The organism is Novosphingobium sp. PhB165 (genome assembly GCF_004341845.1).
GTDB lineage: Bacteria > Pseudomonadota > Alphaproteobacteria > Sphingomonadales > Sphingomonadaceae > Novosphingobium.
The window spans coordinates 1-26,348 of record NZ_SLVB01000007.1 but is presented as its reverse complement, the minus strand read 5'-3'; the positions used below and the strand labels follow the sequence as shown (position 1 = coordinate 26,348).

21 protein-coding genes are annotated in these 26,348 nt (G+C 63.2%); 9 read left to right on the top strand and 12 right to left on the bottom strand.

Translation table 11 applies throughout. The annotated features are described in order from the left end of the window. Positions 1–2: 2 nt before the first annotated feature. The 4 genes from EDF56_RS19530 to EDF56_RS19515 all read right to left on the bottom strand — a co-directional run bounded on the left by EDF56_RS19530 (position 3) and on the right by EDF56_RS19515 (position 4,623). Positions 3–890, bottom strand: coding sequence for an SDR family oxidoreductase (locus tag EDF56_RS19530; protein ID WP_132390676.1), 888 nt, complete (start codon positions 888–890; stop codon positions 3–5). Then, entirely contained in the window at positions 853–2,649 is a 1,797-nt protein-coding gene (locus EDF56_RS19525) for an AMP-binding protein (protein ID WP_132390674.1), read from the bottom strand. Before EDF56_RS19525 ends, EDF56_RS19530 begins: the two co-directional genes overlap by 38 nt. A gap of 55 nt (positions 2,650–2,704) precedes the next feature. Beyond that, positions 2,705–3,859, bottom strand: a complete 1,155-nt coding sequence (locus EDF56_RS19520; RefSeq protein ID WP_132390672.1) for a 12-oxophytodienoate reductase — start codon at positions 3,857–3,859, stop codon at positions 2,705–2,707. Positions 3,860–4,038: 179 nt separating this feature from the next. Next, positions 4,039–4,623, bottom strand: coding sequence for a TetR/AcrR family transcriptional regulator (locus EDF56_RS19515; protein ID WP_243652731.1), 585 nt, complete (start codon positions 4,621–4,623; stop codon positions 4,039–4,041). 294 nt (positions 4,624–4,917) lie between these two features. On the opposite strand from EDF56_RS19515, the gene EDF56_RS19510 reads away from it, so the two are divergent. Next, entirely contained in the window at positions 4,918–6,855 is a 1,938-nt protein-coding gene (locus tag EDF56_RS19510; protein ID WP_243652730.1) for an energy transducer TonB, read from the top strand. A 33-nt stretch (positions 6,856–6,888) separates the two neighbouring features. Here the strand turns inward: EDF56_RS19510 and EDF56_RS19505 are convergent, their stop codons facing one another. Next, positions 6,889–7,773, bottom strand: a complete 885-nt coding sequence (locus EDF56_RS19505; protein WP_132390666.1) for a 3'-5' exonuclease — start codon at positions 7,771–7,773, stop codon at positions 6,889–6,891. Between the two features lie 119 nt (positions 7,774–7,892). Here EDF56_RS19505 and EDF56_RS19500 point away from each other — a divergent pair, with 119 nt between their 5' ends. Then, positions 7,893–8,750 (top strand): oxygenase MpaB family protein, encoded by an 858-nt coding sequence (locus EDF56_RS19500; RefSeq protein ID WP_132390664.1) that lies wholly within the window; start codon positions 7,893–7,895, stop codon positions 8,748–8,750. A 40-nt stretch (positions 8,751–8,790) separates the two neighbouring features. On the opposite strand, the gene EDF56_RS19495 is transcribed toward EDF56_RS19500, so the two are convergent. Continuing rightward, a complete protein-coding gene (locus tag EDF56_RS19495) occupies positions 8,791–10,038 on the bottom strand; it encodes a cell wall hydrolase (RefSeq protein WP_165912261.1) in 1,248 nt (415 codons plus the stop codon). 330 nt (positions 10,039–10,368) lie between these two features. Here EDF56_RS19495 and EDF56_RS19490 point away from each other — a divergent pair, with 330 nt between their 5' ends. The 4 genes from EDF56_RS19490 (at position 10,369) to EDF56_RS19475 (ending at position 14,222) form a co-directional block, all read left to right on the top strand. Next, positions 10,369–11,685, top strand: a complete 1,317-nt coding sequence (locus tag EDF56_RS19490; protein ID WP_132390660.1) for a cytochrome P450 — start codon at positions 10,369–10,371, stop codon at positions 11,683–11,685. After that, the gene (locus tag EDF56_RS19485; protein ID WP_132390658.1) at positions 11,682–11,888 is read left to right on the top strand and encodes a ferredoxin; all 207 of its coding nucleotides are present in this window, start codon (positions 11,682–11,684) and stop codon (positions 11,886–11,888) included. The genes EDF56_RS19490 and EDF56_RS19485 overlap by 4 nt, the downstream gene beginning before the upstream one ends. A gap of 394 nt (positions 11,889–12,282) precedes the next feature. Next, entirely contained in the window at positions 12,283–13,923 is a 1,641-nt protein-coding gene (locus EDF56_RS19480; RefSeq protein WP_132390656.1) for a cyclic nucleotide-binding domain-containing thioredoxin-disulfide reductase, read from the top strand. Further along, the gene (locus EDF56_RS19475) at positions 13,920–14,222 is read left to right on the top strand and encodes a UBP-type zinc finger domain-containing protein (RefSeq protein ID WP_132390654.1); all 303 of its coding nucleotides are present in this window, start codon (positions 13,920–13,922) and stop codon (positions 14,220–14,222) included. Before EDF56_RS19480 ends, EDF56_RS19475 begins: the two co-directional genes overlap by 4 nt. Before the next feature lie 29 nt (positions 14,223–14,251). Here EDF56_RS19475 and EDF56_RS19470 read toward each other — a convergent pair whose 3' ends face one another. From EDF56_RS19470 to EDF56_RS19445, 6 genes are all read right to left on the bottom strand, one after another. Further along, positions 14,252–16,714 carry an AMP-binding protein gene (locus EDF56_RS19470; protein ID WP_132390652.1) on the bottom strand — a complete coding sequence of 821 codons (2,463 nt, stop codon included), beginning with the start codon at positions 16,712–16,714 and terminating at the stop codon, positions 14,252–14,254. A gap of 333 nt (positions 16,715–17,047) precedes the next feature. Further along, complete coding sequence (locus EDF56_RS19465; RefSeq protein WP_132390650.1) at positions 17,048–18,145, bottom strand: NAD(P)-binding protein; 1,098 nt, start codon at positions 18,143–18,145, stop codon at positions 17,048–17,050. Position 18,146: 1 nt separating this feature from the next. Next, complete coding sequence (locus EDF56_RS19460) at positions 18,147–19,235, bottom strand: type III polyketide synthase (RefSeq protein ID WP_132390648.1); 1,089 nt, start codon at positions 19,233–19,235, stop codon at positions 18,147–18,149. Then, positions 19,232–20,449 carry a beta-ketoacyl-[acyl-carrier-protein] synthase family protein gene (locus tag EDF56_RS19455; RefSeq protein WP_132390646.1) on the bottom strand — a complete coding sequence of 406 codons (1,218 nt, stop codon included), beginning with the start codon at positions 20,447–20,449 and terminating at the stop codon, positions 19,232–19,234. The genes EDF56_RS19460 and EDF56_RS19455 overlap by 4 nt, the downstream gene beginning before the upstream one ends. Further along, a complete protein-coding gene (locus tag EDF56_RS19450; RefSeq protein ID WP_132390644.1) occupies positions 20,446–20,676 on the bottom strand; it encodes an acyl carrier protein in 231 nt (76 codons plus the stop codon). The genes EDF56_RS19455 and EDF56_RS19450 overlap by 4 nt, the downstream gene beginning before the upstream one ends. Beyond that, complete coding sequence (locus EDF56_RS19445; RefSeq protein WP_132390642.1) at positions 20,673–21,104, bottom strand: DUF2147 domain-containing protein; 432 nt, start codon at positions 21,102–21,104, stop codon at positions 20,673–20,675. The genes EDF56_RS19450 and EDF56_RS19445 overlap by 4 nt, the downstream gene beginning before the upstream one ends. Positions 21,105–21,284: 180 nt before the next feature. Between EDF56_RS19445 and EDF56_RS19440 the strand changes: the two genes are divergently transcribed. From EDF56_RS19440 to EDF56_RS19430, 3 genes are all read left to right on the top strand, one after another. After that, positions 21,285–21,698, top strand: coding sequence for a cupredoxin domain-containing protein (locus EDF56_RS19440; protein WP_132390640.1), 414 nt, complete (start codon positions 21,285–21,287; stop codon positions 21,696–21,698). Between the two features lie 35 nt (positions 21,699–21,733). Then, a complete protein-coding gene (locus EDF56_RS19435; protein ID WP_207904795.1) occupies positions 21,734–22,405 on the top strand; it encodes a methyltransferase domain-containing protein in 672 nt (223 codons plus the stop codon). Between the two features lie 420 nt (positions 22,406–22,825). Further along, positions 22,826–26,348: MBG domain-containing protein (locus tag EDF56_RS19430; protein WP_132390636.1), on the top strand; the 3,523-nt coding region annotated here is incomplete at its 3' end.

Sequence of the window (26,348 nt, the reverse complement as noted above, 5' to 3'; positions counted from 1 at the left end):
GATCAACCTTTGGCAAAGAGCCGGCCGATGGAGCCGCCAAGCGGAGCAGGCATGAACCCATCGTCAGGCCAATCGATCCAGCCGCCGCCCGCGCTCGTGCCGCCGTCGATATGCAGTGTCGTCCCGGTGATGGACCGCGAGAGGTCGCTCGCCAGAAACAGCACGCCGTTGGCAAGATCCTCGACCGTCGGATCGCGCTTCATCGGGACATATATCTTCGACGCTTCGGCAAGGGTTTCGGGCCCGAGCTTCTCGATCCTGGCAAAGTCTTCCGGATAGAGCGACCCATTCGACGTCTTCGCCGGTGAGGTATCCGGCGCGATGAGGTTGACGCGGATCTGGTCCGCGCCCAATTCCACCGCGAGCGCCTTGCTGAAGTTCGTGGTCGCCGCCTTGGCTCCGGCGTAAACCGCGAAAGTTGCGGCGCCGCGATGCGCCTCGATCGTCGTGAAATTGATGATGCTGCCGCCGCCGCTCTTGCGCAGCAGCGGGATCGCGCGCCGACAACTGTCGATGATATATCCGTAGTTCATGCGGATATCTTGCGCATTGTCTTCGCGCGTGGAGTCTTCGAATCGGGAGCGCTTGCAGCGGGTGGGCACGTTGACCACGATATCGACCTGGCCGAAGACCTGCTCGACGCGATCGTAGAAGGCGTCAAGCGCTGCCGGATCGGCGACATCGGCATGATAGGCCAGAATGCGTACACCCAGCGCTTCGACTTCGGGCACGATCGAGGCCACCTCGTCCTCGTGATTGTCGCAGGCAGCGATATGGATCCCGGCTTTGGCCAGAGCTAGTGTATAGGCCCGCCCCTGGATTTCTCCGCAGCCGCCGACGACCACGGCAACTTTACCCTTCAGTGCGGCATGAGCTTCGAGGAGCCCCATTTCCTTGATCCTCTCGTGGTGTTCGTGATCGCTTGTCAGACGGGCAACTCGAATTCGATGACGGGCATTCGCTCAGCCTGTTCGATGCCAGCTTTCGTAACTCGGATGATCTGATCTTGGCACTGCCGGTGAGGACCAGTTCCTCCTCACGCAAGAAAAGGATCTCTCGTGGTATCTTGTAGCTCGCGAGTGACTGCCTGGCGAAATTCCGAACCGCCATGGCATCGAGAATCACGCCGTCCTCCGGGACGATGCAGCCGATCACGATTTCGCCCAAGGTGTCGTGCGGGACTCCGATGGTCCGGGCAACTTTGACGCCGGGACATTTCTCCAGCACCGCGTCGATTTCGAGCGGCGATACGTTGGCGCCTCCGGTCTTGATGATGTCCGAGAGGCGGCCGTCCCACTGGAGCCGCCCCAATTCGTCGAGATAGCCGCCGTCACCCGTGTGGAAGAAGCCGTCGGCATCGAAGGTGTCGGCAGGGTCGATGCCGAGATAGCCGAGCATCAGCGTCGGCCCCTTTACCGCAATCTCTCCCCGGCTTCCGCGCGGCAGGGTCTTTCCGGTCTGCGGGTCGACGATCTTCATTGCGTTCCCGGCCAGTACCTCGCCCCAACTTCGGCCACGGACATTCTCGGGCGAGGAATTTGGAAAGCAGGTGGTGACCGTGAACGTCTCGGTGCTGCCGTAATTGCAGACCGGTTCCGACCATGTGCTGCGAATGGTCGGATGCTGGGCAAGTGGCAGAGCGAAGTCGACATATTTCATGGCAGAGAGGTCGACCGTGTCCCAGTTCGGCGCCTCCCGCATTTGCTTGGCCTGATGGGGCCAAACGACAGGATAGTTGACGCGCTCCTTCTCAAGAAGTTCGAGCGAGGCGACCGGGTCGAACGTCGATTGCAGGACGAGGCAGCCGCCCGACGAAAGCGTGGCCCCCAATACGGTCGCAAAATTTCCCGACCAGAAGAAACCGTTCGGCGCCCAACTTCGGACGTCTTCGGCCAACCCGAACATCCGCGGCCAACGCCAGAAGTGGATGCACATGCCGCGATGCGTATTGAGGATGCCTTTGGGCAGTGCCGTGGAGCCCGACGAATAGAGGATGGCCCCCAGTTCGTGCGGCTGAACCGCCGCCGCCATTTCCTCGATCACGGCTTCCGGTATCGATGCCGCACTCGCGAGAAGCGCGTCCCACGGTTCGATCGCTCCGCTTGGCAAAGTGGCGCCCACCCTGAAAAGGCGGCGCAGGAACGGATAGTTCTGCGAAACCAGTTTGCCGGGAGCGCACTGCATGATTGCTGGCTCCAATTCGGCCAGCATCTCGCAGAAGTCTTTCTTGAGGACTTTTCCTTCGAACAAAAGGATCGACACGGCCGAACTGCGCAGCAGGTAGTCAAGTTCCGTGGATGTCGAAAAAGTGCTGAGCGTCACGGCGACGCCGCCGGAAAGAGCCACGCCGAAGACGCCGGCGAGCCATTCCGGACGATTGGTCATCATGACGCCCACGCGGCTGTCCTTGCCGACGCCATGCGCGCGCAGTCCGCGCGCGACCTGCATCGCGCGGTCCCAAAGGTCAGCATAGGACCAGCGGATCTCGCCGCCATTCTCGTGCATGACGAGTGCCTCGCGCTCTGCGAAGCGTGCAGTAACCTCACGCAAATAGCCGCCCAAGGTCAAAGCGCCGAGATCAGGCTCTTCGGACAGCGCCGGCCCGTAGACAATCGGAGGGAGGGCAGATCCGCCGTTTGACTTGGCCATCGTACTTCCTCCCTGACAATCTCTGAGCCAAGCCACGCCGGGCCCGTTATCGTCGCTATTTCACGTGCGCCATCAGCGGGTCTGCCATCAGGCTTGTCGCGAAAGGCTTGAGCTGATCGAATGCGCTGGCCCGCACGAGTTTGGGCCAGTCGGGTTCGGCGATCATCGCGCGGCCGACCGCAACGAGATCGAAATCGCCGCGATCGAACCGGCGCATCAAATCGTCCAGTCGCTCCAGGTTGAGCGGCGCGACCGTGTCGGCGCTGAGGCTGGCGAGGAAATCCATGTCGAGCCCGATCGAACCGATGGTGCAACTTGGCACACCGGTTACTTTCTTGACCCAGCCAGCCAGGTTCAGATCGCTGCCGTCAGCGAAAGTCGGCTCCCAAAAACGGCGCTGCGAACAATCGAACAGATCGACGCCTGCTTCGACCAGCGGGGCGAGCAGATCTTCAAGTTCTTGCGGCGTTTCGGCGAGGCGGGCATTGAAATCGGCCATCTTCCAGAACGACATCCGCATGATGATCGGCATGCCGGGTTCAAGCTCGGCCCGGCAGGCGCGGATCACTTCCGCGGCGAATTGACCGCGGGCTTTCGGGCTGCCGCCGTAGCGGTCGGTGCGATGGTTCAGTTCCTTCCAGAGAAACTGGTCGATGATATAGCCGTGGGCGCCATGCAGTTCGATGCCGTCGAAGCCAAGCTCTACGGCCTTGGCAGTGCTGCGAGCATAAGCGGCTATCACTTCGTCGATCTGCGCATGGGACATGCCTTCGGCCACCTTCTGGCCCGGTGCAATATAGCCCGAGGGGCTGACCTGGCCCAGTTCCGGACGGTAAACTATGCCCTTGCCCGCGAGCAGATCCGGACCGCTGGGGATCAACCCGACATGCCATAGTTCGGGCACGCAGAGGCCGCCTTCGCGGTGAACCTTGGTGGCCACATTGCGCCATGCATCCCACGAGTCCTCGCCGCGGATCCGGCCCAGCATCGGATTGTCGCCCGAGGAGGGGTGGTCGATGTAGGCCCCTTCGGTGATTACCAGGCTGGCGCCGCCTTGCGCGCGCCGGGCGTAGTATTCGGCCGAGTCATCGCCGGGGATGCCATTCTTGCAGACTTCGAGCCCCATCGGCGGAAAGACGAAACGATTGGGCAGGGTGAACTTGCCGAGCTGGAACGGCGTGAACAGCCCCTCGAAATCCACTGGCCCCATGACATCTCGTCCTCATGGCGCGGAACTTGAGCCCGCTGCCCGGATGTCTCCTATAGAAATTAAAGCACTCGCTCAATATTTTTGTAGGGCGTATCATGCGAACGGATAAATTGTACTCGGAAGGGCGCACCGATCAGCCGGAAGTGGCAGTGTCGGGCGATCGGCCATTTGACGCCCCGTTACGGGGCTGAAGCCGGTTCCAGCTTGTTGAGCAGGCTCTCGAGAAACGCGTGAACGGCATCATGGGCCAGCGACGTTCCCAAGGCTTCTTCCGTCCCGAGTGTTCGGCTGATGGCGGCAATGAGAAAGGCCACGACTTCCGGAGCCGGCGCGCTTTGTATGTTGGCACGCTCCAAAGCGCCTGCGATGATCATGCTATGGATGTTTCTGGTCGTTTCATTCGCCCGCCGGACTTCGTTGCCAATAGCCTCGGAATGGCGTGCAAGAGCGATAAATTCGATGGTGAGGCGGGCGTCGGCCTGCTGGAGAGACTCCTCCCAAAGGCTGCGCAGCGGGCTCGTCGATGTGAGTGAACGGACTTGGCGGGCCAGATAATCCTCTTCCGCGCGGCGAAACAGGGCGAGCATCAGATTGTCCATCGTACCGAAGTGATAATGGACGAGCTGGGACTTCAGGCCGGCCACTTCGGCCACTCGTCGTGAGCTGACGGCGGCATAGCCCTCATTGCACATTATCTGCTGAGTGGCGTCCAGGATGGCCTTCTTGGTTCCGGCGCTTTCGTCACTCTTTCGCTTCCTGGTCATGGTCAAGTTCGGTGCTCCCAATCCATCGCAATACCTCTGTGGCATAAAATAAGCGACTGCTTAAAAAATCTTGTTGAGCCGCCGCGCTTTGGGTAGAGATCGGGCCGCGAACGCTCCTGCCATATCTTGATAGGGCACTTCAAATCCGGGGCCGTTCGGAAAGGGACATCCCTGCCAACCGCGAGCCCGCCGTCAAAGCCAGAATGGCATCGATCACCGTGGACATCGCGCAAGACGCGCCATAGGTCAGCCGTTGCATCTGCGTGATGCGATGGGGGAAGATTCGTGAGTCTGATGCTTTTTCTTGCGGCCGCTTCGGCCGCTGCCGCACCTGTGGCGCCAACGACGCTTCAGGAAAAGTTCGATGCGGCCAGCGCTCTGCAAAACAGCGGCCAATGCAAGGAAGCGATCGCGCAGTTCGAGGCGCTGGAAAAGGATCCTCACCTCAAGCCGGGCTCGTTCCCCGCTTCGGCGGTGGCGGTTCGCAAGGGCATCTGCCTGGTCCGCCAGATCCGCCGCGATGAAGGGGAGCGCGCGATCGCGCTGGGTCTGCCCGCACTGGTTGCCGCCGGGCCGGACTTCGCCTCCGACGTATCGGAAGCGCGGATGGCATTGGGCGATGTGCGCATGGCCCTTTCCGATCGCACGGGCGCCGCGGCCTACTACCGGTTGGCGCTGGAAGGCCGCACCGGCGCCTTCCGGCTCGACCCGCTGCTGCGTCTGGCCCGTGCGACCGCATTCGACGGAACCGAAGAAGCGCTTGCCCCGGCGCGTGAAGCGCTGGCGATCATGGACTCGCTTCCGGAGATGAATAAAAAGAACGCCATCGCCTATCGCACGCTCTACGCGCGCACTTTGCTCAATCAGGGCCGGGCGGAAGAAGCCTACAAGGAGCTGAAGCAGGCACTGGCACTCAGCGGCGGGCTGACCCTGCGCACGACGGTTGACGAGGTTTCCTTGCGCGGGGACCTGGCGATGGCAGCCATGTTGATCGGGCGCCGCGACGATGCCCGACTCTATCTGGCCTATACCGGTGCCGGACGCCTTTCCGGCAAGCCGTTCGTCCATGCGGAATCGATGGATCCGCCGCTGTGCGGTGAGGAGACCGGCCTGCGCCCGGATGACGTGGCCGTGGTGGAGTTCGGTATCAATGACGATGGCACCGTGGCTTACGCGCAGACCGTCTATTCGCGGGGTGGTCCGCAAGTGGCGGCCGCCTTCGAACAGGCCGTGCATGATTGGTATTGGGGGCCGGACAGTGCCGCAGCCATTCCCGCCTTCTATCGCGTCGCCGCGCGCGTGGAAGTGCGCTGCAGCAATCGGCTGGGCAAGGCTCCTGGCCTATGGGCACCTATGAACGCGCGCTTTGCCAACTGGGCCGCGACGGTCCTGCCGGCGGATACTCTGGAGGGCGATCGTATCGCCGTGCTCGCCCGGCTGCACCGGCTGGGAGAAGACGAAACCGGCGCCGCCAACGCAGCGGTACGCGTCGCAGCGCTGGGCATGATCCTGGATCTCGATCCTTATGCCCCGTCCGCGTTGGCCGACAAGGCCGTTCAAATCGCCACGCAGGCTTCTCTTCCGGCAGAACTCACGAACTCGCTGCGCGTAGAGCAACTGGTGCATCGCGATCCGGACAGCAAGCAGAGGGCACGGGATCGCAGCCGGGCGAGGGCTGCGCTGGCGGCGGAGCCGGCGATCGCCGCCGACGCACTGGCCGCAGACACGCTCCTGCTCGATGCCGCGGGAGAGCGGACGACGCGGCGCGATCCGCAGACCGACGCCTGGGTGGCGCAAGTGGCGCAAGATACGCGGCTGCCCGAAACCCATCCGCTGCGGCAGCTCGCTTGGCTGGAGCAAGCCAATCGCGCCGCAGCAGCGGGCAATCTGAAGCAAGCCCAGACCTATTACGACAAGACTGGACTGACCGATGAACAGTGCGCTCTGCTCAGCCTGCCCCCGGCGCTCCGGCGTACCAATGTGACTGGCGGCGACTATCCCTTGTCAGCCATGCAAATGGGCTTCGAAGGCTGGGTCAATCTGGAATACGACATCAACGCCAATGGCTCGACGGCGAACGTGCGCCCGCTCGTTTCCTATCCGCCGTTGATCTTCGGAAAGGCGGCGACCGAAGTTGGCAAAGGCGTGCAGTACGACATGAGCTATCGCCCGGGGGCCTCCACCGCCTGTACCGCGAACACCAACACGATCGCCTTCGCCATGCGCCCCTGATACCCGTGGCAGCGTCGAGCGTGTGCGGCTTCCTCAGGACTTGCCGTGCCGCTCGCATGCCGTGACGGAGATGAACGCCGGTTCGCCGAACCCGCGGTAAACCTCGTTCGTCAGCCAGAGCTTCTCGTCATCATGATCGGTCGCGGAGATTTCCTTTGACCAGAACCGGAGCGCTGCATTCCAGCGATAGCCCCTGGCCTTGAGCAGATCCTTGGATTCAAACGGGGCGTCGATCGCATTGACGCGGTAGCTTGGCTGTTCCGACGCGGCGAGCAATTTGGCAAGGATCGTCACGCCGTCTGGCAGGTCGTGCGCGAGAAGGTAGATCAGCGCCAGAATGTCGTTTTCGGCGCGGTGCCCCTCATAGAACCAGCCGCACTGCGAGACGAGATGGGCCAGCGCCTTGCCGTCGAAGCCCAGTTCAAGCCAATCCGGTTCGGCCATCGAACACGCCCACGGCTTGCCCGCGATAGCCGGCAGCCGCTTGTCGACGAAGGGGCGGTCGAAGCGCGCGTTATGGGCGATTATGAGGTCGGCGGAGGACAGGATCTCGATCGCGAGTGCCTCGTCGATTTTCTGGTTTTCGAGAACCTCGTTGGTGAGACCCGTCAGTTTCGTAATTCGGGGATCAAGCGGCACGCCGGGATCCTCGCGCCATACCCTTGGTTGTCCGACCTGGACGATGCGGCCGGTGTCATCGAAGCGGAAACGCTGGATGGCGAGTTCGATGATCTTGTCCGTCTCGTGGTCAAGGCCGGTCGTCTCGACATCGATGGCAACGCCGATCCTGCTGGTGCCACCTGGCCTGGGCGCATGAAATCGCGAGACCGGCTGAAGACGGCGCAGCACGCGGAAATCGGGGCTGGGATCCAGGAACGCCGCGGCGCGGTACAGGGCATCGGGTGAGGAGCGGGACATGGCTGCGGCTTGATAGAGGTGTGGCCGGAAAAGGCGGGGCCGGAGCCTTACCGTCGGCCAGTCGTTTTGTCATCGGGCAGTCGCTATCGCGTCGTCTCGATTTCAGGCAGGATCGCCTTATGGCTGCGCTGAACATTCCCGGTCCCGCTTCCGCCGTGCGCGGCCTGCTCGTGCGGCAGGTGCGCGGCGTTTTCAATGACCGCGAGAAGGGCGAGACGCCGGTCGTTCCTTCGAACGAGGCATTGTTCGAGGTTGATAGCCCGATCCGCATGGTTCACGCCGATGTCGTGGCCATGATGGTGGGCGGCATGCGGGCGCTGCTGTTGCAGATGCTCCATCCGGCGGCGTTGCAGGGCGTGCTGGATCATTCCGATTTTCGCGAGGATGTGCAGGGGCGGCTGCGCCGAACCGCGCGGTTCATTGCATTGACCACTTACGGCCATCGCGATGAGGCCCGGAAAGCCATCGACAGGGTCAATGCCATTCACGCGCGCGTCACCGGGACAATGCCGGATGGCCGGACGTATTCGGCGACCGAACCTCGGGTCCTTGCATGGGTACATCTTGCGGAGGCGACGAGCTTTCTGGAGGCCTATCTGGCTTATGGTGATCCCGGCATGCCACCGGCCGCGCAGGATCGCTATTTCGAACAAAGCGCGGTCGTGGCCGAGATGCTGGGGGCTTCGCCGCTTCCGCGCAATCGCCTGGAAGCCCAGTCGCTGATGGCTGACATGCGAGGTGAGCTCGAAGGCAGTCTTGCGGCGCGCGAGGTGGCCTCGTTCCTGTTGAATGGCGAGCGGGAGCGGCGCTCCGGCGCGGTGGCGAGAACCCTTGCGGTCGCGGCGGTGGATCTCCTGCCACCGTTCGCGCGGATCTTGCTGGGATTGAAGCGGCCGGGGGCTTCGGCGTGGCCGCAAATGATCGGCACGCGGGCCATGGCGGAGGCGGTGCGATGGGCCTTTGCCGGGACGCGGTGAACGGTTTTCGAGGTTCGCACGGGCAGGGCGCGGATGCCGGCTATTGCAAGGCGGTCGGCGCATCGACTTTCACTGCGGGCGCGCTGGCTGCGACGATCTTGGGCGCGGTTACCTTGCGCAGGCACTCGGTGGGATCGTTACGGGGAAAGAGCTTGCAATCCCACGCGGTCATCTCGCGGTGGCTGGCCTGATCGCGCAAATAGAGAAAGGCCATGGACCGCCGCGCGCTAGTCGGGATCGGATAGCTTCGGGGAATGTCCGCGCTGTCGACCCAGCCCGTCACCTCGCAGAAACTGCGCCCGCGACAGAGATCGAGCGCGAGCGATCCGAAGGAGCCGGGGGCGGTGCGCGGCAAAAGCAGGCCGAAGGCATCGCCCGACGGTTTCAATAGTTTCAGCCGGGCGCCCCGCAGGTCCACACCGATCACATCCGGAGACGTGGGATCGGGCGGGTCGGCCAAAGCCGTCGCTACGGCCGGAATAAGGTCGGCCCCGGTCCCGGCCGCAAGCGGATCCGGTTCCTGGCCGGTTGCAAGCGCTGTTAGAGGCGCAATCGTCGACTCTCCGGGATCGACACGCTGGCGAAAGGCCGCCGGACTGCCCCAGCCGCCACGCCAGCGAAAGAACAGGTGCGGTCCCACGCGCGCGATCTTGTCGAGTTCGCCGCTCCAGGGCGGGGCTACCCAATCCGTATGATAATGCGTGGCATGTCCAACCGGCGCGAACACGGCGCCATTGAGTGCGCTTGCCGCGATCGCGCGGGCCTTGTCCCAAAGCCAGGGCATCGGCCGCCTTGCCATGGCACCGTCGCACGTGAAGGTGAATTGGCAACCGGTCGCGCGCTCGGCGCCCTGGAACACGACGCCGCAGGCACTGGCGGGGAAGGCGGGATGGCGCATCCGGTTCAGCACGACCTGCGCGACCGCCCGCTGCCCGTCGAGATCGCCGCCGGCTTCGTAGTACTCGGCGCTGGCGATGCAGTCGATCGCGCGAAGTCGGTCCTCCTGCGATCCGACGAAGCGGAACGGCGCGGCCGGCGTCTCGCGTCCGCTGGCAAAAGGAATGGAGGCATTGATCCGCCTGGCCGCCTCGCGCGCGGCATCGTCCGGCATACCGGGGGGAACCACCTCGGGAAGAGCGGGCAGGGGAGTGGAGGGCAAGGGGAGGGCGAAGGCCTGCAAGCCTGTCGCTACACCGGGGATCATGCGCGTGACCGGGCCGATCTCTCCCGTGACGCCCCCGCCTAATGCCGAGGCCCCGGGCAGCAATCCGAGCAGCAGCGGAGCCATCAGTCCCCCGGCCCGGAGCTGTGGGTTTGCTGAAAGCTCCGCCATTGGCGCGCATATACCGCGCCTTTGGCGAAGCGCGGAAGACCCATACCGGCCGAACCGTGGTGATTGCGCGCCTGTCTGCGTTACTTGGCCGCTTATTCCCGGGACTCTGCCGACCGTTTCTCCATTCTTTGGACAAAGGCCAAAAAATGGGGCTGATCGTTCAGGCGATGAGTATTTGTGTCCAAACCGGGCTTGTGGCTGGTCTCCGGCGTCATTGCTATATGCCCGATCGGCTATCAGCCAAACATAGACCGTGAACATTCCGGCGACGCCAGAGGAGAGACCATGAACGACACGCCCCACGCGTTTGAGGAGCATGATTTCTTCCGCAGCGACCGGTTCGTCAACGACCCGTACCCCTATTTCGACTATCTGAGAGACCAGTCTCCGGTAGTGCGTGAGCCGCATCAGGGCATCATCATGGTCACCGGCTATGACGAAGCCCTTGAGGTCTATAACGATCCCGCTCGCTTCTCTTCCTGCATGTCGACGACTGGACCGTTCGCAGGCTGCCCCATTCCGTTCGAGGGGCATGAAAACGAAGATGTTTCCGAACTGATCGAAGCCTATCGCGATCAGACGCCGTTCAGCGATCAGCTTCCGACGATGGATCCGCCGGTGCACACCATGCACCGGTCGCTGCTGATGTCGCTCATCACGCCGAAGCGCCTCAGGGAAAATGAGGAGTTCATGTGGAAGCTGGCGGACGAGCAGATCGACACCTTCCTTGCGCGCGGCGAGTGCGAGTTCATGGATGCCTTCGCGCAGCCCTTCGCCGTGCTTGTCGTATCGGACCTGCTCGGCGTGCCGCCTGAGGATCGGGTCGAGTTCCGCAAGCACCTCATTCGCGTGGAGCAGGAGAGTGGCGGCGCCGTGGTCGGCGGCACCGACGGAGGCGTTCATCACTCGCCGTTGCAGTGGCTGTACGATACGTTCTCGGCCTATATCGCGGACCGCAGGACCAATCCCAAGGAGGATATCCTGACCGGCCTCGCCAAGGCGACATTCCCCGGCGGCGAGGTGCCGGAACCGATCGACGTCGCCCGCATTGCGGCCAACTTGTTCGCCGCCGGGCAGGAAACCACGGTGCGGTTGCTCAGCTACGCTTTCCAGGTGATCGGCGAGCGGCCGGACCTCCAGCAGCGCCTTCGCGAAGACCGCAGCCTCATCCCCAATTTCGTCGAGGAATGCCTGCGCATCGAGGGCCCGGTCAAAGGCGACTTCCGACTGGCCAAGAAGCCGACGACCCTTGGCGGGGTCGATATCGCCGCCGGCAGCTTCCTCTATATCTCGAACAGCGCGGCCAACCGGGATTCCCGCAAGTTCGAAAACCCCGGCGAATTCGACATGGCCCGCAAGAATGCCCGGCTCCACGTGGCATTCGGTGCCGGTCGTCATGCCTGCCCCGGCGCTCCGCTGGCGCGGGCGGAGGCGGTCGTCAGCCTCAACCGCATGTTCGATCGGACCAGCGACATTCGCATTTCCGAGAAAGTTCACGGCCCGCGCGACGCACGCCGCTACAGCTATCTGCCAACCTTCATTCTGCGCGGACTGACGCACATCAATCTGGAGTTTGACCCGGTGGAGGCTGTTGCGCGATGAAAGTCCGTGTCGATCCGGATCTATGCGCCGGTTTCGGGATCTGCGTGGGGCTTTGTCCCGAAGCGTTCGAGTTGCACGACGACGGCTATGCTACCGTGCTGGTCGGTGAGGTGCCTGCGGAATTCGAGGATATGGTGCATCGGGCGGTCGACCGCTGCCCTGCGCGGGCGATTTTCCTCGTTGACGACTCTTCCGTTGACTAGGGCGTAAACTCATAAACGGCGCCATCGAGGCGCCCAAATGGCGAACATCTCGGGCCGAAGGGGCCGCCGGGCGGGCTGGTTGCCCGTCCGAGGCCGCTTTGGTTCGAGATGGAAGCCATTTGGGCGTCCCTTCGGGATTTGGCCAAAATGGTCCATCGCTGCGTCAGGAAGACTTGAAATATCGACATATTCCTTCGTCTTCCTTCCTGGCGCTGAACCATTTTGCCTCAAACCTCGATGGCGCCGTTTATGAGTTTACGCCCTAGGGCATAAACTGAAACGCTGAACCACAAGCCAATCTATCATGACGAGAGAGAGAATAGCGCTCGATTAAAAGGTCGGTTACGCTCCGATAGGGCATCCGGAACGATCGGAACCTCGGCAGGAGACTGGCATGAGCACGATCTCGAGTCGCGAATACCAGATGTTCCCGGTGCTTGGCGCTGCCGAAGTGGCCGCCGCGCGGCGTTTCGCGAGTGGGCCGGAGCGCGTTTTCGCCCCCGGCGATGCGGTTTATTCCATTGGCGACCGGGATTCGCCCACCTGGCTGGTGCTCGCGGGGCATATCGAGGTCCAGCGCCGCGACGGGTTGAGCCGGGAAGCCCATGTCACCACCCATGGTCCCGGCCAATTCACGGGCGAGATCAATCAATTGGCCGGTCGCCCCTCGATCGCGGGCGGGCGGGCCGGACCGGATGGTTGCACGGCGATCCCGATCGATGCCGCGCATTTGCGGGCGCTGATGATCGGCTCGGCTGAACTGGGCGAGACGGTCATGCGGGCCCTGATCCTGCGCCGCGTGGGGCTTATCGAGGAGGGCGGCGCCGGCACGGTTCTGATTGGCGTACCGGGCAGCCCGGATGTGGTCAGGCTGGGCGAATTCCTGCGTCGCAGCGGTTACCCCTATCTCGTCCTCGACGTGAGCGAGGACGGCGAGGGCAAGGCGATGGTCGAGCGGCTGGGCGTGGATCCCGCGGAATATCCGCTGGTCGTCTGCCCGACCGGCCCGATCCTGCGCCGCCCGCGCGAGACCGATCTGGCGGCTTGCCTTGGCCTTTCCGCGCAGATCGATCCCGATGTAGTAAACGATGTGATGATCGTCGGCGCCGGTCCGGCGGGCCTTGCCGCAGCGGTCTATGCCGCTTCGGAAGGACTATCTGTGGTCGTGCTCGATGCGCGTAGCATGGGCGGACAGGCGGGTGCCTCGGCGCGGATCGAGAATTACCTCGGCTTCCCCACCGGCATTTCCGGGCACGCGCTGGCGGGGCGGGCCTTCAACCAGGCGCTCAAATTCGGCGCGCAGATGGCGATTCCGGCCGAAGTGGAAGATCTGAAGCGGAACGGCGACCATCTGTCTCTGCAACTCGCAGGTGGGCATGGCGTGCAGGCGCGCGCTGTGGTGGTCGCCTCGGGCGCACGCTATCGGCGCCTTGCGATCGAGGGGCTGGAACGCTTCGAAGGGGCGGGCGTATCCTACTGGGTCTCACCCATCGAGGCGCGGCTCTGCGCGGGCGAGGAGATTGCCCTGGTCGGCGGCGGCAACTCGGCAGGGCAGGCCGTGGTCTTTCTCGCGCCGCAGGTGAAGAAGCTGCACATGATCGTGCGGCGCGATCTTGCCGATACGATGTCACGCTACCTGATCGACCGGATAGCCCAGTTGCCCAATGTCGAACTGCATGTCGGCGCCGAAGTGGTGGCGCTGGAGGGTGACGTCGTTGGCGGACTGGCGGGTGCGACTATCCGGTACAATGCGGATGGTACGCTTCACCAGCAGGCCCTGCGTCACATGTTCCTGTTCATCGGTGCCGATCCCAATTCGGGCTGGCTGCCGCCGGGACTGGAAAGGGATAACCACGGCTTCGTCGTGACCGGGCATGGCCATCTGCCGCTCGAAACGACGATGCCCGGCGTCTTCGCCATCGGCGACGTTCGGGCCGGTTCGACAAAGCGGGTCGCCGCCGCCGTTGGAGAGGGCGCGGCGGTGGTTTCCCAGATCCATACGATGTTCGCCACCAATCGGAAGGACGCGCCATGACGGGATGTTCGCACAGCATGACCATCAACGAAGTCACTCCCAGCGCCAAGGGCTGCGAAGAGTGCCTGAAGATCGGCAGCCCGTGGGTCCATTTGCGCCTGTGCCGCAGCTGCGGCCATGTCGGCTGCTGCGACGAATCCCCTCACCGCCACGCCCGCGCCCATTTCCGCGAGACGCACCATCCCATCATCGAAGGCTATGATCCGCCCGAGGGATGGGGCTGGTGCTGGGTGGACGAAGTCGAGGTCGATTTACCTGATCGGACCCCGCAATGGGGTCCGATACCGCGCTTCTACTGACCTCTCGGCCCTTCGAAACAGCCGCTGCTTCACCCGCGCAGCAGGGCGTCCTTGGGTATGCCACCGGCGTTCACCCTGCCCCGATAGGTGCTCAGGAACACACGCACCTTGCGATCGACCCAGTGGTACGAGTGGGCAAAGACAATGCCGAACCCGATGGCGACGTAAAAGGCAATCCACGGCCTCGGTCCATGAAACAGCCGGATGACTATCGACCGGACTTGTGCGTGGCTGAGATATATGAACATCGACGAGCCGGCGATCTCGGATACTATCGACTTTACCACCGAGGGCACCTTGATCGCGGTGCCAAAGAGCAACAGCGCCGCGCCGCCGATGATGTAGGCGCTGGCCGAGGTGTAGCCGTGATGGATCAAAACCGCGGTGCTCACGATCACCATGGCCACGACCCGGTTTTGACGATCCCGTGCGCAGCCCATCAACATGCCTGCGGCGACCGTCCACAGGTACCAGATAGGCGTACGATGGTAGAGATAGTTCGTATCCCAGACCCGCTCGACCATCCAGCTTGCAATAGTCGCAATAACCACAAAGGCGGTGCAGAAAACCATGGGGCTATTCGTAATGGCCGTACGAATTTTCGAGAACGAAAGCATCACAGCCACTACGAGTATCAGCTGAATGTATATTTCCGCAAAATAGTAGTACGCGATATGATATTGGCTGGGATCGAACCAGTTCGAGATCAGCAGCAAAGGCTTCAGTTCGAACGTTCTGGCCCAACTCTGCATAAAGGCGACGACCAGGATCGTCGGAATGGCGACGTTGAGCACGGTTCCGAAGATCGTATCGACTTTGCCGGTTCTGCTGATTTCCGGCCATTGGAAGCGGATGATGCTGTAACCGCCCAGCATGAACAGGAAATAGGCAGCGCCCCAATTCTTGCTGTAGATGAATGTATCGAGATGCTCGGCAACAATGCACAACATGAAGAATGCGCGCGTCAACGTGGAGGCGTCCAGCTTGCGCCATCCTCCTCGTTCGCTGGTCCCCGCGCGCTTTTCCAGTTGTTCAATGGTCATCGATTCCCACCCGTCGGGCAGAGCGCCGAAGCGCTCCTCAAGTCCGAGCGAAAACTGGATGTAGCTGAGGGAGTCTCCTCCCATGGTCTCGAAGCTGTCATTCGGCCCGATGCGTCGACCGGGGAAGAATTGCCGGAAGAAGCCCAGTACGTCGCAAGGCTCTGCTTCAACCGCCTGAGCTGAAACGGGAGCCGCGGCGGCGACTTTGCCTGCCTCCACAAATTCATCGGCCAGAAGGCGGCGCAAGGGCTTGCCCGTCGCTGTCCGCGGAAGGGCGGACACGATCCTTACGTGCAAGGCATCGCCTGCAACAATTCCAAGCTCTTTCAGAGCCTCTGCCGAAGCAAAGTGGAGTTGATCGGTGGTAATGTCAGGCGTCTCTGCCGCCACCAGAATACCTTCGCCGCGAAGTGCGTCAGGCACCTTGGTCACGATGATCTTGCCGCCTTGCCTCAGATTTTGACCAATCCGTGCCTCAAGTGTATCCGGGTTGATCTTTATACCGCCGACGTTGATCAGATCATCTGCCCTGCCGTCGTAATAAAGTTGGCCGTCTTTGATGTGCCCCAGGTCGTTGGTTTCCAGCCAGCCATCGGGGCCGCAAAGGTCCAGCAAGGCTTCGGAATCCAGGCGCCAGCGGGCAACGTGAGGACCACGAATACGGATGCGCCCCTCTTCGGATATGGCCACCTCGGTCGCGCCGACGGCCGTACCGACCGATTCCAGCAATTCGTCCGGAACTTCCGAGATCCGCAGGAAAGTGCTGCGGGACGCTTCGGTGAGGCCGTAGTGCTGAACGATCCGGGCATTGGGAAAGAGTTCACGAATCTCGCGCTTTTCAGCCGCGGACATGTATTGCGAACCGATTTCCATCCAGCGCAGCTTCTTGCCGGCGTCACCGATCACGGCCTTCGCCTGAAGCAATATCCGCAGAAGCGTGGGAACCGCAGACAGGGCGTTGACTTCGCCTGACTTGAGCATTCGCGATAGTTCGAGGGGATCGAAACCGCGTGGCGGCAGATAGGCCTGGCCGCCCACCGCGCTGACGGCGCGTATGCGCGCAAAACCGAAACTGTAGTTAACCGGCACGCCCACATACTCACGCACGTCAGACGTCAACTCCATCTGGTTTATTATGCGTTCCGAGGCATCCGCGAGATTGGCATAGGTCAGGACAATACCCTTGGGTTTGCCCTCCGTACCCGAAGTATAGGTAACCTGAGCCGGAAGATCGGCCCGGATCAGAGGATGACTTGCAACAAACCAGCCACCGCCTTCTTCGGGGGTGATGCAGCGTTCGATGTCCAATCCGGTCAAGGCATGGGCAAACGATTCGTCGGGAACGTTGACGATAAGCTGACGAGCTTCATTAAGCGAAAATACGCTTTCAATATAGGAGAGAGAATTTCGCGTAATGAGCGCTACGGCTGTCAGCTTCTGGTGTTGCACTGTGGACCCCTCTCCGCTGATCTTCGGGCAATTTCAGTGAATGCATCACGAAATGTTCACGGCATCTGTCCATAAAATATGGCGACCCGCAGATTAAATCCGCCAATATTTTCACGCAAGTAGTGAGAAATGCCAACCGAGAAGCTTGGTCGGTGGATCGGGGTTCATTGATTGACCCGGAAGGATCTACGTCTTGCAAACCGCCCGGAAGCGCGAGTCTCGGAAGATCATCGGCCAGTTGCGCCAAAGGATGCGGAATGATGGCCCCGTTCTTCATTGAGGGCCTTGGCTTTGTAGGAGTGCTGCCGTTGCCGGCTTCTCAAAAGAGTGCTGCTAGGCTTCGTTCCAGGCAGGCAGCCGCGTTGCATGGGCTGCGCGGGTAAGAAGAGGGGGGTGAAGGCGCGCCAGCCAATATGCGGCGAAGCGGAGCGCCGATGATTCCAGCCCGTTCTGAAGGACCATTGCACGGGTAATCTGGCGGCGTGTCTGGGCCGCAAGCCGGCGATGATAGGATGCGGCATCCGCTTCCGAAAGGACGCATTGCGCCGCGAGAAAGGCGCTGCGCAGGGCTATGGCCATGCCGTCGCCAGTAAGCGAGGGCGTCATCGCCCAGCGGTCGCCCAGGCTCAGCGCCGGTCCTTCGGCGTGGTCGCGGGACGGCAGGCCGTAAGTCAGGTTGGCGACCGCCACCGGCTTTTCGAACAGGGCATCGCCATCTGCCAGTATCCGTTGCAGCACGGGATTGCTTTCGAACCATCCGCGCACCGCCGTCCAGTCCCCGCCCAGCTGCGAGAACGTCTTGCGGCGCAGTATGAGGCAGAGGTTGGCCCGCTCATCCTCCACGAGCTGAAGGCCCGCGTAGCCGCCGTCGAACAGTGCCAGCACGATCGTTCCCGCCAGTTGCCGCGCGGCTGCCGGCGTGAGGCGGTAGTGCATCTTGAAGCCGACGAAGCCGTCTTCGGCGCGGCCGGAAAGGACCACGCCCTGTTCGCGAACGGGTAGCTTACCGGTGGCGAGCAGGACGCGGCGGCCTTCGCGCTCCCCCCGCGTCGTGCGCGCGGTACGTCCGCTTAGCTCCAGTACCCGCACGCCGCGTTCGACGTGGGCGCCATACGTCTCGGCTTTGGCGATCAGTGCCTCGTCGAGCGTGAAACGGCTGAGGCCAAGCGCCGTGAAGGGCAGGGCGGCCTCCACGTCATGGTGCCCTTGCACGACGCGGATCCGCTCAATCGGCACGGCGCCGAGCGCAAGAGGATCGACACCCAGCTGGTGCAGATGGCCGACCGCCTCGATCGACAGGAATTCGCCGCAGACCTTGTGATGCGGGCCGGTCTCGCGTTCCAGCAGGCTCACATGTTTGCCGTCGCGCGCGATCAGGCACGCGGCGGCGCTGCCCGCAAGGCCTCCGCCCAGAATGAGGGCATCGGCCACCTCAATCCTCGATGGTGAAGCGGAAGCTTTCCGCCGCCATGCCCGGGCCGAAGGCCAGCGCCATGCCCGGACCTCGCGCCTCGTCCGCCAGCATCTTGGCCAGAATGAACATCAGCGTCGCGGACGACATGTTGCCCCGGTCGCGCAGGATGGACCGGGAGGGGGCAAGCGCCTCGGGCCCAAGGGCGAACCCGTGCTCCACCGCGTCGAGGATGGTCCGTCCCCCCGCATGGACCGCCCATAGCGCGAAGTCCTCGGGCGATTGCCCGCGCAGCAGGCCATGCCCGTCGTTACGCATGGCATCTGCGGCGAGCGCGGCGGCAATGCGGGCGGGAACTTCGCCGCCAAGGTGCATGTCGAAGCCCTGATCGCGAATGTTCCAGGTGATCGCATCGGCGGTTCCCGGTATCGTCGCGGCCCGGAAGTCGTGCAGGGCGATCCCCCCGGGCTCGGCGGTGACCAGCGCCGCAGCCGCACCGTCTCCGAACAGGAGCATCGCGAGCAGGCTGGGCAGATCGTGGTTGCGTTGGAAATGGATGCTGCACAGCTCGATCGTCACCACCAGCACGCGCGCAGCGGGCTCGGAGCGGACGATATGATGCGCCAGCCGCAGCGAATTGACCGCCGCATAACAGCCCATGAAGCCCACGACAGTACGCTCCACGCCGGGATCGAGGCCGGCCTCGGCCATGATGACCTGGTCCAGCCCGGGGGCCATGAATCCGGTGCAAGAGGCGACGATGAGGTGGGTAATGCCTGCCTTGCCGATATCCCCGTCAAGTGCGGCAATCGCCTCCAGCGCGAGGCGGGGTGCGTCGCGCTCGTAGCGTTTCATGCGGGTGCCGGTCGAAGGCCAGGGGCCGTTGCCGTAGAACCCGCCGGTCTCCACGACTGTACCGTCTTCCTGCACCACTGGCTGGAGGAAGGAAAAGCGCCGCTCGATCCCGGAACGCGCGGCCATGCGCTCGAACACATGACGGGTGCGTTCGTCGGGCAGTTCCGAAGCGACGAAGCGAAGGAACGCGTCGTGGACCTCGAACGGCGGATTGGCCGTTCCGATGCGGTTGATGCGGGCCACGGTGGATGTCATGCGCGCCGCCCCACCAGAACCGAATTGAGCCCGCCGAAGGCGAAGCTGTTGGATACGAGAATCTCCGGCTCGAAGACTTCGGGTTCGAGTACCAGCGGCAGGTCGCACTCGGGATCGGGGCCGAGGTAGTTGAGCACGGCAGGGGCGGTATTTTCGCCAAGCGCCATCATGCCGATCAGGAACTCGATTGCGCCGGTCGCACCGATCATGTGTCCATGTGCGGATTTCGTCGCGATCGCCCGGTGGCGTGCGAGCGCGGAGCCGTAGACCCGGTGCATGGCGGCCGTTTCGGCCGGATCATTGAGTCCGGTGCCGGTGCCATGCGTCGATATGAGTGCCGTGGCCTCACCGGGAATGCCGGCATCGTCGTGCGCCGCGCGGATCGCGGCGGCAATCCCGTCGACATCGGGCGCGGTCATATGGGCGGCGTCGCTCGATGTGCCGTAGCCGGCCAGTTCGCCGTGGATGGTCGCGCCGCGAGCCAGGGCATGGCGTTCGCTTTCCAGCACCAGCACGGCGGCCCCTTCGCCGAGGACCATTCCGCGGCGATCGCGTGAGAACGGGCGGCAGGTGTCAGGCGCCAGCACGCCGAGCGATTGCCAACCGGCGAGCGAACCGCGCGTGAGGCATGCCTCCGCCCCGCCCGCGATCACGATATCGGCGCGTCCGGCGCGGATCATGTGCATGCCTTCGCCCAGTGCCTGGGCGGACGAGGCACAGGCGCCGGATAAAGTCAGGGTAGGGCCGTGGACGCCCAGCAGCATGGACAGATGGGCGGCGGGCGCTGCGATCATCGAACTGGGAATGGTCTGGGGATGGGCCTTGGGCTGGCCTTGGCCGAAGAGCCGCTCGTAGGCGATTTCGACCGTGGTGTTGCCGCCGCTGCCGCAGCCCAGCACGATTGCGGTTCGCTGCGCCAGTGACGGATGCTGCGCCAGCCCGGCATTGGCAACGGCTTCCAGCCCGGCTTCGAGTGCGAATTCGGAAAGCCTGTCGAGCCGCCCCAGTCGGCGCAGGCGTTCCGGCTCCACGCCCTTGAGCAACGGCGCTTCTACTGCCGCATCGTCAACCCACGCCGCTATGCCCGGCGGCGCCGATGGCGCGAGCGGACGGATTGCGCTGCGGCCCTCGCGCACGGATTGCCAGTTCGCGGCAACGCCGTAGCCGAGCCCGCTTACACAGCCCATGCCGGTGATGAGGACGCGTTCGCTCATTGCGGCACGGCAACCCCGATGCGTTCGAACAGTTGGCGCAAGGTCATCTCGCGCGTGAGTTCCTCGGGCTGAAGTTCGATCCCGTATTGGTCCTCAAGCTCGAACAGCATGCTGACCAGATCGATGGACGAAATGTCGAGCGTGGCGAGCGTGATATCCGGCTGGAGCTTTTCGATCGGAAGTCCCGTTTCCTTGGCCATCAGGGCCAGGATATCTTCATAGGTCATCCGTGTTTCTCCTTGAACCGGGTCCAGTGTTTGGTGCGGCAGGCGAAGAGGAGGCAGCCGGTCACGTCGAGCCTGCCGTCCTGCGCCAGATGGATGGAAGCACGGTACGTGCGGCCTGCCTTCGGGTCATAAGCCTGACCGCCGCTCCACCCGTCCCCGCTTCGCACGAGGCCGGTCAGAATGGAAACGCCCACAAGCGGAAGGGCGCGGCGCGCGGGGTCCGGATTGTTGATGTCGTGCGCGGGGGCCTTGGGATCGAGCACGGCTACCAGTTTGCCGCAAAGCGCGCTGCCGCATGGGGCGATTTCAACCACGCCAGCCCCGTCATCGGTGAGCCACCGGCCATAGACGCCCGTTTGTGCCGCAACCGTTTGCGGGGAGCCGAAAATTGCGAGTGCACACGCCATCGCCATGCATATGCCCTTCATCGCTACGCTCCCACGCGATACATTTCGGAGACTGCGCGCTTTCTCCGGTTCCGGCAAGCCCCGCGAAGGGGCAGATAGCGCTTCAACGCATGACCGAATGGTGAGATACCTTTGCTGGCCCCGGCCGGAAAGAGGGCCGGGAAAAGTTTGTGCGGTCAAAAGGATGCAGGAGTTTGGCACATGATTGTTCGTGATGGGATCGCCATCGGCGTATTGATGCTTGCTGCCGCACCGGCTGCCGCGCAAAGTCCGCCGGGCCCGCCGGACTGGTCCCACGCCGAGGTCGTCTCCGTAGAGCTTTCCAACTTCAAGTTCACGCCCGACAAGATTACGCTGAAGGCCGGGCAGGCCTATGATCTGCGCCTGCAAAACCGGGCGTCGGGCGGGCATGATTTCGCGGCGCAGGAATTCTTCGCGGCGGCGAAGGTCATGGATGCGGACCGTGCGAAAGTCTCGGGCGGCAAGATTGCGCTGGATGCGGGGCAGAGTGTCGATGTCCATTTCGTCACGCCGCACGCGGGAACCTACAAGCTGCGCTGCACGCATTTCATGCACAGCTCCTTCGGCATGACCGGCGAGATCGTGGTGCAGTGAAAAGCCTGTCCGTCCGGTCCCGCCTGGAAGAGCAGATGGATGCTCTGGACCTTGACCCGCGTGTCTATGGCAAGGTCTTGCGCGATCTGGGGCGGGTCAATCGCTGGACTTTCACGGCGCATTCGACAACCGCCTTCCTGGCGCGCGCGCTTGGCGAGGGCAGGTCGTTCAGCCTGCTGGACGTCGGCTTCGGTTATGGCGACCAGTTGCGCACGGTGGCGAAGTGGGCGGCGAAGCGGAACATCGCCGCAAGGCTGATGGGGGTCGATCTCAACCCCGCCAGCGAGGGTCTGGCCCGGGCGGCGACACCGGCGAGCCTCAACATCGATTACCGCACCGGAGACTATGCCGAGCAACCCGAACGCTTCGATTTCATCGTCAGCAGCCAGGTTGCCCATCACATGAGCGACGATCAACTGGAGCGCTTCGTGCGTTTCATGGAAGCCGAGGCCTGCAAGGGATGGCTGATCTGCGACTTGCATCGCCATTTTTTCGCCTACCACGGATTTCCATGGCTGGCCCGCGCCATGGGCGTGCACCGCATCGTGCGCGAGGATGGGCAGCTCTCGATCGCGCGCTCGATGCGTCCGGGCGAATGGCCTCCCGTTCTGGCCAATGCCGGGATCGATCCGGAGGTTGTGCGGGTGGTCCGCCGCGCTCCTTTTCGCATTGCCGTTGAACGCGTGTTCCAACGCGCAGACCTATAGCGGGACGTTCCACGCAGAGTTGCTGAAGGCGATGCCTCGGGCGGATTGTGTCTCCGTTTCCGGCCATGCTTCGCATCTTTGAGCGCTTGAGCTGGATGGAAACGCCATCCGGTTTCAAGAATAGACGAAAACAGCGAAAATAGGAACGTTCGAGAAAGGGTGTGCAGTTTGTCTGTTTCGCTCAATAATGACGGGTTTCGGGCGCTCATAACAAGTTTGCATCGAATATTATGACACTTCTGCGGCGAGTTAATCCGTTAGCTATATGACTATAGGGTAGACTCTCTCCAGATTTCATGTGCATACATGGAACTGATTTTGCTTACCGCACAATGTATCCTGGTTCAGGGTTTTCACTGATTTCGGGCGCGATCATTCTTTATCGTTTGCGCGGCCGGAAGCGATGGAGGCAGGTGCCCGATGACGCAGATGCTTCGCGCAAGGCAAGTGCTCCTTCTGGGGTGTTCGGTTTTCGCAGGATGCTTCAGCCTCGCTGCCCACGCCGCATCAGCAGGACCCGCAGGGGCCGTCTACGATTCGTCCACCATGGCCGTCAGCCGCAGCGGCACAGTGACGACCGTTACCCAATCCGCCCCGCGCGGCGTGGTGGACTGGGCGAGTTTCGATGTGGCCAGGCAGGAATCGGTCGTCTTCGCGCAGCCTGACGCGCAGTCGGCCACGCTCAACCGCGTCCATTCCGCCACCGCGAGTGCGATCGACGGCGCCATTAGCGCCAATGGCCGCGTCATCATCCAGAACGGCAACGGCGTGGTGTTCGGCAGCAATGCCCGCATCGATGTCGGTTCGCTGGTCGCCACTACGCTCAATGTCGACGAACGGAGCTTTCTCGATAGCGGGCGGCTGGTGCTGACCGGTTCGGGCGATTCCTCCGCACAAGTGCGCAATTCGGGCCGGATAAAAGTTGCGGACGGGGGTTTCGTTGCGCTGCTGGGCGGGAGCGTCGCCAATGACGGGCTGATTCAGGCCCGCCTCGGCTCGGTCACGCTGGGTGCGGGATCGGCGGCGACCATCGACTTTACCGGCGACGGGATGGTGCAGGTGGCGATCACCGATCCGGTGACTCATAAGGCCACGGAGGCCGGTGCGCTCGTGGCCAACAGCGGGATCATTTCGGCGGACGGCGGCAGCGTGGTGCTCACTGCCCGGACCGCGCGGGACGTGATGGCCCTTGCGATCAATCTCGACGGCGTGGTGGAAGCCCGGAGCATTGGGACAAGCGCCGGGAAAGTGTCCCTGCTGGCGGAAGGCGGACAAGTGCAACTGGGCGCTGCCAGTCGGATCGATGCGAGCGGCATTGGCGGCGCAAGCGGCGGGCAAGTGGCGATCACCGGCACATCGGTAAACCTTGCCGGTGGCGCGCGCATCGACGCTCATGGTGAGGGGGCCGGCGGGACGATCCTTGTCGGCGGCGACTATCGCGGGCAGGGAACGCTGGCCCATGCGCATGACGTAACGGTCGCTTCCGGGGCATTGCTCGATGTGTCCGGTGTCGGGGGCGGCGGAAAGGTCGTCGTCTGGTCGGATGGGGCGACTCATTTCGATGGTCAGGTGCTGGCTGGGGCCACGGGCAAGAATGCCGCCGGCGGCCTTGTCGAAACCTCCAGTTCGGGCCTGCTCGACATCGGCGCCAATGCCGCGGTCTCGACTTATAGCGCGCTTGGCAGAACGGGCACATGGCTGCTCGATCCGACCAGCCTTGCCATCGTGGCGAGCGGCGGCTCCGCGTCCTCGCCGGGCGAGGCCAATGGTGCGACCGGGCCTTCCTCGATCAATGCCTCCACGGTCGTTTCCGCGCTGGCGTCGAACAGCGTGCAGCTGGTCGCTGACAACCTTATCACCGTCGATGCGCCGATCGTCGCGACCACTCTGGCCGGATCGCCCAACGGCCTGGAGCTGATCACCACCGGGCCGGACAGCGAGATCCACGTCAACGCGCCCATCCTGTTGCAGAACGGCAATCTGGCCTTGCGCGCCGAAGGCAATATCCTGCTAGGCACCGTGGGATCGACCGAGACGGACTTTACCCGGCGGGCCATCATCGCCACCGGTAGCGGCACGCTGTGGATGCAGACCCGCTCGACCGGCAGCATCATCCAGGCCGACAACAGCGCGATCCTGGCCGAGAATATCGGGGCGATCGGCGGCACGGTGAGTCTGGGCAGTTGGGACAATTTCACGCTGAACCTGGCCGGTTCGGCGCGGAGCGGCACGTTCCTGTTCCGCGAGACCAATGCCTCCAACACCAGCCCGGTCGGCACCGTGGTCGATCCCTTCACGCTCCAGACCCTGAGCGGCGTGGAGCAGACCACCACCGATCTGTTGCAAACGCAGGAGTTCACTTCGACGACCGCCCCAACTGGGCCGGTGGACGAGGTGCTAAATCTGGCGCTTACCGGGGCGCAGGCCGGGCAGACGTTCGACACGCTGGTCTTCTCCGCCTTGCCCTATCAACCCCTGCCGGGGAACAGCAACCAGCCCGATCCGTCGCTCACCGATTCTTCCGACTACGGTGTGCGCTCGCTGACTTATTCGATCGGCGGCAGTGCTTACACGGTTGCGCCTGAAACGACTGCCGCCAACCGCCCGGCTGGCTTCGCACTCGCGGCGGCGGGCGGTTCGGTGGTGACCTGGACCAACCCCGTCTACACCACGGCCGCATGGGGCGTTGAGGGCTTTTCCGGCGTTGGCGGGACGGATCCCGAGGAAATCGGCTATCACCCCCAGCAGAGCATTTCCGAAAACCTGATCGCCTCGCTCGGCGGGGCTACCAGCAGCGTGACGGCCGCGCTCCGCTTGTTCTTCGCGCCCGATTTCGGTGTCCAGTTCGCCGAAGCCGCGCAAGTCCAGTTCTATCGCACGACGACTACGCCCGGCACGGTGCAGATCCGGCAGGTCTCGCTCAGCGGCACCCCCAACCCGGTTTCGCGCGAATATGGCGATGCCAATCCGGCGTTCTCCTTCCAGGGAAGCGGCCCAACCTTCCTCGGCGTCGATCAATACGTCGCCAGCCAGATCAGCGGCTATGAGCTGCCGCTCCCGACAATCTCCACCAGCGCGACGCCGACGTCCCCGGTGGGCGACTATCCGCTGGTGGTGACACCGCCGCCGACATCCGGGTTCGTGTATGATCGGTACACGTACGATTTCAGCAACGGCACGCTGACCGTCATCCCCGCACCGCTGTCGATTGTCTCGGACAATTTCCTGAAGACCTATGGAGACGCCGATCCCGAACTGACTTTCGGCGTCACCGGCCTCAAGAACGGGGAGAGCGCCGCCACAGTGCTCAGCGGGGCGCAGGGGCGGACGGCGGGCGAAAACGTCGGCCATTACCCCACCAATATCGGCTCGCTGGCAGTCAACACCAACTACACCATCGTCTCTTACACGCCCGGCAATCTGGAGATCGTCCCCCGTCCGCTGACCCTGCTCGCCGATAGCGACAGCCGGGTCTATGGCGACACCAATCCCGGTTGGATCGCTGCCGGCCAGAACAGTCACTTCACGCTCACCGGATTCGTCAACAACGATCAGACCAGGACAAACCTGAGTTCGGTGGACTTCGCCACGACGGCCAACGTGCTCTCATCTGTGGGCGCCTATGCGATCACGCCGTCGAACGGCGTGCTGACCGGCGCGGCGGCGGGCAACTATGTTCTCACCTATGCCGATGGTTCGCTGTTAATCGATCCGGCGCAGTTGACGGTTGCGGCCAACAACCAGAGCCGCCTCTTCGGCGAAGCCAACCCCACGCTCACCGCGACGACGACCGGCTGGAAGAACGGCGATCAGGTGTCCAACACGATGGTCGCTGCGCTCTCCACGCAGGCCACCGAACTGTCCAATGTCGGGACTTATGCCATCACGGTGGACAGCGCCGCGATCAGCGGTCCCGCCGCCGGCAACTACGTCATCGTCCGGC